Below are 6,976 nucleotides of genomic sequence, written 5' to 3' on the forward strand. Positions count from 1 at the left end.
GGGTGCGCTCGCGTCATCTGGGCCCCACCCCCCACCTCCTCCGCCCCCCCCCCCGGACGGTGTGCCCCCCGGGGGGGGGTCGGCGAACCCCCCCCCCCCGCCCCCTCTTTCTCCTTGTTCTTGTTCTTCTTCTCTTTCTTCTTCCTGGAGTCATACGTGAAGAGACCCGTCTGGGGCGTGCTGGCGGCCGCCACGGCAGCGATGCTGATCACCGCGCTGCCCACGCCCGCCGGCGCCGCCCCGGTGAGCGCCGCAGCTTCCGCCACCGAGTCGGATCCCGTCCCGCCCGCTCTGTTCGACCAGGCCCAGTCCGACGGCACCGTGCGCGTCAACGTCGTCACCGACCAGCGCGTGGACCTGGCCTCCGCCGCCGAGGCCGGCGAAACCCTCGTCACCTTCGACACCCTGCCGATGGTGACCCTGCGCGTCGACAGCGCAGGTCTCCAGGAGTTGAGCGCCACGCCCGGCGTCGTCAGCGTCACCGAAGACGTCGCCGTCCCGCCCTCTCTCGACGAATCCACCGTCACGATAGGCAGCGACAAGACCTACTCGGCGGGCAAGACCGGCGTCGGAAGTGCGGTCGCCATCCTCGATACCGGCGTCGACGTCGACCATCCCTTCCTCTCGGGCCGCGTAACGACCGAAGCGTGCTTCTCCGTCAACGAGCCGAGCACCTCCACCACCAGCCTGTGCCCCAACGGTGAGATCCAGCAGGAGGGCCCCGGCAGCGCCGACACCTCGGCCGGCCCGTGCGCCGCCCTCGGCGCCGCCTGCTCGCACGGCACTCACGTCGCCGGGATCGCCGCCGGTGACGGAACGGGCGTCAGCGGCGCACCGGCGCGCGGTGTCGCCCCGGGCGCCGACATCATCGCCATCCAGGTGTTCTCCAAGGTCAACTCCGCGGCCCTCTGTGGCCCTGGCAACACCCCGTGCGTGCTCGCCTACACCAGCTCGACGGCCAAGGCTCTGGAGAAGGTCCTCGCGCTGAGGAAGGCGGGAACCGACGTCATCGCCGCCAACTTGAGCCTGGGAGGCGGGCGCTGGGCGACCGCATGCCCCGACGACCCCCGCCGCAAGGCCATCGACGACCTGCTCGCCGCGAACGTCGCCACGGTCGTCGCAGCCGGTAACAACGGCTACGCCGACGCGGTCAGCGCCCCCGGCTGCATATCCTCCGCCGTCACGGTGGGCTCCACCACCGACGACGACCAGCTGTCCACGTTCACCAACCGCGGCACGCTGCTCGACCTGCTCGCACCTGGTACCGCCATCGTCTCCTCGGTTCCCGGCGGCGGGTTCGCGTCGAAGAGCGGCACGTCCATGGCCGCACCCCACGTCACCGGCGCCCTCGCCGTCCTCCGCCAGTCCTTCCCCGAGAAGCCCGTCACCGAGCTGGAGGCGATGCTGAAGGACTCGGGCGGAGATGTCACCTACACGGGCGCCGTCACGCCCCGGATCCAGCTCGACGCGGCGGCGCTCGGCGGCGGCGGGGGAGGCACCGACCCCGACCCGGAGCTGGTCGAGTGGTACGACTGGACGGAGGTCGCCATCCCCGGCACCGGGACCGCCGAGTCGGCGATCGACGTCAACCAGGACCGGCCCGCACCGTCCAGACTCCAGGTGTACGTCGACGTCCACCGCGCCGGAACGGGTGACCTGGCGATCGATCTCGTCGCCCCGGACGGCTCCGCGTACCCGCTGCGGCGGGTCTACCAGCCCGACACCCTCAAGGAGATCCACCAGCTGTTCGAGGTGGATGCGAGCGCCGAGCAGGCGAAGGGTGCATGGAAGCTCCGCGCCACCTCGGCCGGTTCGGGCGGCTGGATCAGCGGCTGGGACCTGCGCTTCCCCTGGTTCGACAACTGGACCGAGACGGCGATCCCCGACAATGCCACCGTCGAGTCACCGGTCGTCGTCGGCAGCGCGCTCTCCGGCAACGCCCCGAGGGCGGTCCGCGTCTACGTCGACATCTGGCACGACTGGCGAGGGGACGTGAAGCTGGACCTGGTCGCTCCGGACGGCCGGGTGTACCCCCTGCGAGCGGCGGCCCCGAAGGAAAGCGGCAACGTCATCAGCGAGACCTACGTGGTGGACGCGAGCGCCTCCCCTGCGAAGGGCACCTGGAAGCTGCGCGCCCAGGATGTCGCGCAGGGGGACACGGGGCTGATCAGCGGCTGGATGCTGACGCTCTGACCCCCGCCCTCGGTTGTCCCGGCCCGTCCTTGGCGACAGGCCGGGACACCGGCTACGGCTTCCGCCGTACCTCGGTGACCTTCACATCACCCGCCACCGGGGCCCCGAAGTATGCGGCGGTCACCCCGCGGGCGGTTCCGGTGACCTCCAGGACCAGGTTGTCGCTCATGCTCATGTCGCGGAGGTCGATCCGGGCCCGGGGCTCGCCGCCGTGGTCCGGCATCCGGTGGATGCTGTCCGGCAGGTAGTCCAGCGCGGTCAGCTTCTTTCGCAGATCCGCGTAGTCGGCCGGGCTCTCGCCGTCGAACGCCTTCCGGATGCGCTCGGCGTGAGCGTCTGCGCCGCACTTGTCGACGGGGCCCAGGGGCACTTCCTCGGCCGGTCCCGTGGGCTCGGAGGAGGGCGGCTCGGGGATGTCCGTGGGAAGCGGGAGCGGCTCGGGGCCCGTTGTCGGCTGCTCTTCCGGCCCCACCGTCCTGGAGATGTCGTCGTCCGCCGGGAGAGCGGGTAACTCGGGCATGGTGCCCGGCGCGCACTCGTTCGTGATGCGGGTGACCAGCGCCAGGGCCCGGATCTCCGGGTCGGGGTGCGTCTCCAGAGCATCCGACGGGATCATCCGCGTCGTCGGGTTCGGCGCCGGATTCGCAGATGCACCGACATCCACGGCGGACGCCTTGGCGGGAGGCTTGCCGGTGGCGTCCTCCGTGCCGCAGGCGGTCAGGGCCATGCTGCCGAGCGCGGCGGTCAGGACGATCTTCGCGAGGCGGTTCGGAGTTCTCATGCGGGAATCATGCGAGCGACCGGGGGCCGCCCACATGAGTACCCGTACTCAACGGACACCGTGATCAACCGGACTGTCGATCACCACTTTTGACGCTCCGTCAGTGACGTCAGACCACCCGCACGCCCTGGCGCCAGACCTCCGTCACCAGCGGCACGCCCGGGCGGTACGCCAGATGGACGGGGGACGGGGCGTCCAGGAAGGTCAGGTCGGCGCGGGCGCCGGCCGTGAGGCGGCCGACGTCCGTGCGGCGGAGGGCGGCGGCGCCGCCGGCCGTGGCGGACCAGATCGCCTCGTCGGGGGTCATGCCCATGTCCCGTACCGCGAGGGCGATGCAGAAGGGGACGGAGGACGTGAAGGACGAGCCCGGGTTGCAGTCCGTGGAGAGGGCCACGGTCACGCCCGCGTCCAGGAGGCGGCGGGCGTTCGGCCACTCGGCGCGGGTGGAGAACTCGGCGCCGGGGAGGAGGGTCGCGACCGTGTTGCCGGAGGCCAGGGCGTCGACGTCGGCGTCGGTGAGGTGCGTGCAGTGGTCGGCGCTCGCCGCGTCCAGCTCGACCGCCAGCTGCACGCCGGGGCCGTACGTCAGCTGGTTGGCGTGCACCCGGGGGTGCAGGCCCTTCGCCTTGCCGGCGGTGAGGATCGCGCGGGCCTGGTCGCCGTCGAAGGCGCCCTTCTCGCAGAAGACGTCGACCCAGCGGGCGTACGGCGCGCAGGCGTCGAGCATCTCGCCCGTCACCAGCTCCACGTACGCCGCCGGGTCGTCCGCGTAGTCCGGGGAGACGATGTGCGCGCCGAGGTACGTCACCTCGTCGGTGTGCTCGGCCGCGATCCGCAGGGCGCGGGCCTCGTCCTCGACGGTCAGGCCGTAGCCGGACTTCGTCTCGAAGGTGGTCGTGCCCTGGCGGAGGGCTTCGCGCAGGTAGCGGGCGACGTTCGCGGACAGGGCCTCGTCGGAGGCGGCGCGGGTGGCCGCGACCGTGGTGCGGATGCCGCCCGCCGCGTAGGGCTGGCCGGACATGCGGGCGTTGAACTCGGCGGTGCGGTCGCCCGCGAAGACGAGGTGGGAGTGGGAGTCGACGAAGCCGGGGAGGACGGCCCGGCCGGCGGCGTCGACCCGGTTGTCAGTGGCGGGTGTTTTGCTGGATTCACCGACCCAGACGACACGGTCGCCCTCGATGACGACGGCCGCGTCCTGGATCAGACCCAGAGGGCTGCCATCACCGAGGGAGGGATCGTTGGTGACGAGACTGGCGATGTTGACGATGGCGGTGGCGGCCGTCGCCACGGCGCTGTTCGCGCTCGTGGGGGCGGAGGTCGCCGCCGGGTTGTTCGTCGCCGCAGGGCCGGTGTTCATGGTGAGGGGTGTCTCCTTCAGCCGTTTCAGCCGCGCAGGGCGGCGATCGAGTCCGCGAGGGCGCCGGCCACGTCCGGTACGGAGTGGTGGACCCCGTCCCGTACGACGTGGCGGCCGGCCACGACCGTGTGACGGACGTCCGCTGCCGACGCGGCGAATACCGCCGTCTCGGCTGCCAGACGCGGTACCGGTCCCGCTGTCCTGACCGTGTCCAGGGCGATCGTCGTGAAGTCGGCGAGCGCGCCGGTCTCCAGGACGCCCGCGTCCGCCCAGCCGAGGGCCGCGTGGCCGTCGGCGGTGGCGGCCCTGAGCAGCGCGGCGGCCGTCCAGTGGCCGCGGGTGCGGGTGCGCAGGCGCTCGTTCAGCTCCATGGCCCGCGCCTCCTCCAGGAGGTCGATGACCGCGTGGCTGTCGCTGCCCAGGGAGAGCGGTGAGCCGGCGCGCTGGAGGGCGACCGCCGGGCCGATGCCGTCCGCCAGGTCGCGTTCGGTCGTCGGGCACATGCAGGTGCCGGTGGTCGACGAGCCGAGGAGACCGATGTCGCCGCCCGTCAGGTGGGTGTTGTGGACACCCGTCGTGCGGGGGCCGAGGACGCCGTGCTCGGCGAGGAGCTGCGTCGGGGTGAGGCCGTGCGCCGCGAGGCAGGCGTCGTTCTCGGCGGTCTGCTCGGACAGGTGGACGTGGAGGGGGGCCTGCCTGTCCTGGGCCCAGCGGGCCACCGTCGACAGCTGGTCGGCCGGGACCGCCCGTACGGAGTGGATCGCCGCGCCGATCCGTACCCCGTCCCGGTCCTTGAGGGCCGAGACCCGCTCCGCCCACTTCTCCGCCGTGCCGTCGGTGAAGCGGAGCTGGTGCTGCTCGGGCGCGGCGCCGAAGCCGGAGGAGAGGTAGGCGGTGTCGAGGAGGGTGATGCGGATGCCCGCCTCGGCGGCGGCCGCGATCAGGGCCTCGCCCATGGCGTTGGGGTCGGCGTACGGGGTGCCGCCGGGCGCGTGGTGGAGGTAGTGGAACTCTCCGACGGAGGTGATGCCGGCGAGTGCCATCTCCGCGTACACCGCGCGGGCGAGGGCGAAGTAGCTGTCGGGGGTGAGGCGCTGGGCGACGGTGTACATCACCTCGCGCCAGGTCCAGAAGGTGCCGGAGCCGACCTGGACGGTGCCGCGCAGGGCGCGGTGGAAGGCGTGCGAGTGGGCGTTGGAGAGGCCGGGGATCGTCAGGCCCCGCAGGACGACCGCGCCCGGGGGCGGGACGTCGACCCCGGTGCGTACGGCGGTGATGCGGCCGTCCGTTACCTCCAGGGCCACGCCCGGCTCGACGTTGGTGTCGAGCCAGACGTGCTCCAGCCAGTACGTCGTCAGCGACACGCCAGGCCCTCCAGTACGTCGGCGAGTGCGAGGACCCCGGCCGCGCAGTCGTCCTCGGCCGCGAATTCGGCCGGGGAGTGCGAGACGCCGGTGGGGTTCCGTACGAACAGCATGGCGGTCGGGATCGATTCGGAGAGGATTCCCGCGTCGTGTCCCGCACCCGTGCCGAGGACGGGGACCTTGCCGGCGGACCCGGCCTTCTCGCCCAGGAGGCGGGACAGCTCGTCCCGCAGCGTGTGCGAGAAGTCCACGATCGGCGTGAAGGACTCCCGGACGACCGTGAGGTCGATGCCGTGGCGCTCGGCGTAGCCGCGGGCCTCCGACTCGATGCCCGCGATGACCTTGTCCAGGGCGCCCTGGTCGGCGGCGCGGGCGTCGAGCCAGCCGCGGACGAGGGACGGGATGGCGTTGACGCCGTTCGGCTCGACCGCGATCTTGCCGAAGGTGGCGACGGCGCCCGCGAGTTCGGCCTCGCGGCGGGCGGCGAGGACCGTCTCCGCGTAGGTGAGCATCGGGTCGCGGCGGTCGACGAGCCGGGTGGTGCCGGCGTGGTTGGCCTCGCCGGCGAAGTCGTACCGCCAGCGGCCGTGCGGCCAGATCGCGGAGGCGAGACCGACGGCGTCCCCGGACAGGTCCAGGGCGCGGCCCTGCTCGACGTGCAGCTCGACGAAGGCGCCGATCCGCGCGAGGCGCTCCGGGTCGGGGCCGATGGCGTCCGGGTCGTAGCCGGCCGCCTCCATCGCCTGCGGGAGGCTGATCCCGTCGGCGTCGCGGAGCTCGTACGCCTGCTCCTTCGTCAGCCGGCCGGCGGTGAGGCGGGAGCCGACGCAGGCGAGGCCGAAGCGGGCGCCTTCCTCGTCGCCGAAGTTGACGATGGCGAGGGGCTTCCTGAACACCGCGCCGCGGGCGCGCAGTTCGTCGAGCGCGGCGAAGGCGGAGACGACGCCGAGGGGGCCGTCGAAGGCGCCGCCGTCCGGGACGGAGTCCAGGTGGGAGCCGGTGACGACGGCGTCTCCGGCCGTCGGGTCGCCGAGCCAGGCCCACTGGTTGCCGTTCCGGTCGGTCTCGACGTCGAGGCGGCGGGCCTCGGCCTGCATCCGGAACCAGAGCCGGCAGTCGGCGTCGGCGCCCGTCCAGGCGTAGCGGCGGTAGCCGCCCGAGGCGTGGGGGGGGGGGCGGGGGGGGCCCCCCCCCCCCCCCGGGGGGGGGGGGGGGGCCCCCCGGGGGGCGCGGGCAGGGGGGTGGGGTGGGGGGTGGGGAGGGGGTGGGCGGCAGGGTGGG

5 protein-coding genes are annotated in these 6,976 nt (G+C 73.0%); 1 reads left to right on the top strand and 4 read right to left on the bottom strand.

Features of this window, described 5'->3' with window-relative positions; translation table 11 throughout:
• Positions 1-156: 156 nt before the first annotated feature.
• Positions 157-2,193: a S8 family serine peptidase gene (locus tag ACFC0G_RS39460; RefSeq protein ID WP_376413616.1), complete on the top strand. Its 2,037-nt coding sequence runs from the start codon at positions 157-159 to the stop codon at positions 2,191-2,193.
• A 52-nt stretch (positions 2,194-2,245) separates the two neighbouring features.
• Here the strand turns inward: ACFC0G_RS39460 and ACFC0G_RS39465 are convergent, their stop codons facing one another.
• The 4 genes from ACFC0G_RS39465 to ACFC0G_RS39480 form a co-directional block, all read right to left on the bottom strand.
• Entirely contained in the window at positions 2,246-2,974 is a 729-nt protein-coding gene (locus tag ACFC0G_RS39465; RefSeq protein ID WP_376413618.1) for a hypothetical protein, read from the bottom strand.
• A gap of 109 nt (positions 2,975-3,083) precedes the next feature.
• Entirely contained in the window at positions 3,084-4,331 is a 1,248-nt protein-coding gene (gene hutI, locus ACFC0G_RS39470) for an imidazolonepropionase (RefSeq protein ID WP_376413620.1), read from the bottom strand.
• Positions 4,332-4,357: 26 nt separating this feature from the next.
• The gene (locus ACFC0G_RS39475) at positions 4,358-5,695 is read right to left on the bottom strand and encodes a formimidoylglutamate deiminase (protein ID WP_376413622.1); all 1,338 of its coding nucleotides are present in this window, start codon (positions 5,693-5,695) and stop codon (positions 4,358-4,360) included.
• Positions 5,686-6,976, bottom strand: a 1,291-nt coding sequence (locus ACFC0G_RS39480) for an allantoate amidohydrolase (protein ID WP_376413624.1), incomplete at its 5' end; no start/stop codon positions are given. The genes ACFC0G_RS39475 and ACFC0G_RS39480, both read right to left, overlap by 10 nt.

This window comes from Streptomyces sp. NPDC056169, from assembly GCF_042268445.1.
Taxonomy (GTDB): domain Bacteria; phylum Actinomycetota; class Actinomycetes; order Streptomycetales; family Streptomycetaceae; genus Streptomyces.

Bases quoted from the DNA above. Each gene is read 5' to 3' on its own strand.
- ACFC0G_RS39465 (WP_376413618.1), bottom strand. From the start codon at position 2,974: ATGAGAACTCCGAACCGCCTCGCGAAGATCGTCCTGACCGCCGCGCTC.
- hutI (WP_376413620.1), bottom strand. From the start codon at position 4,331: ATGAACACCGGCCCTGCGGCGACGAACAACCCGGCGGCGACCTCCGCC.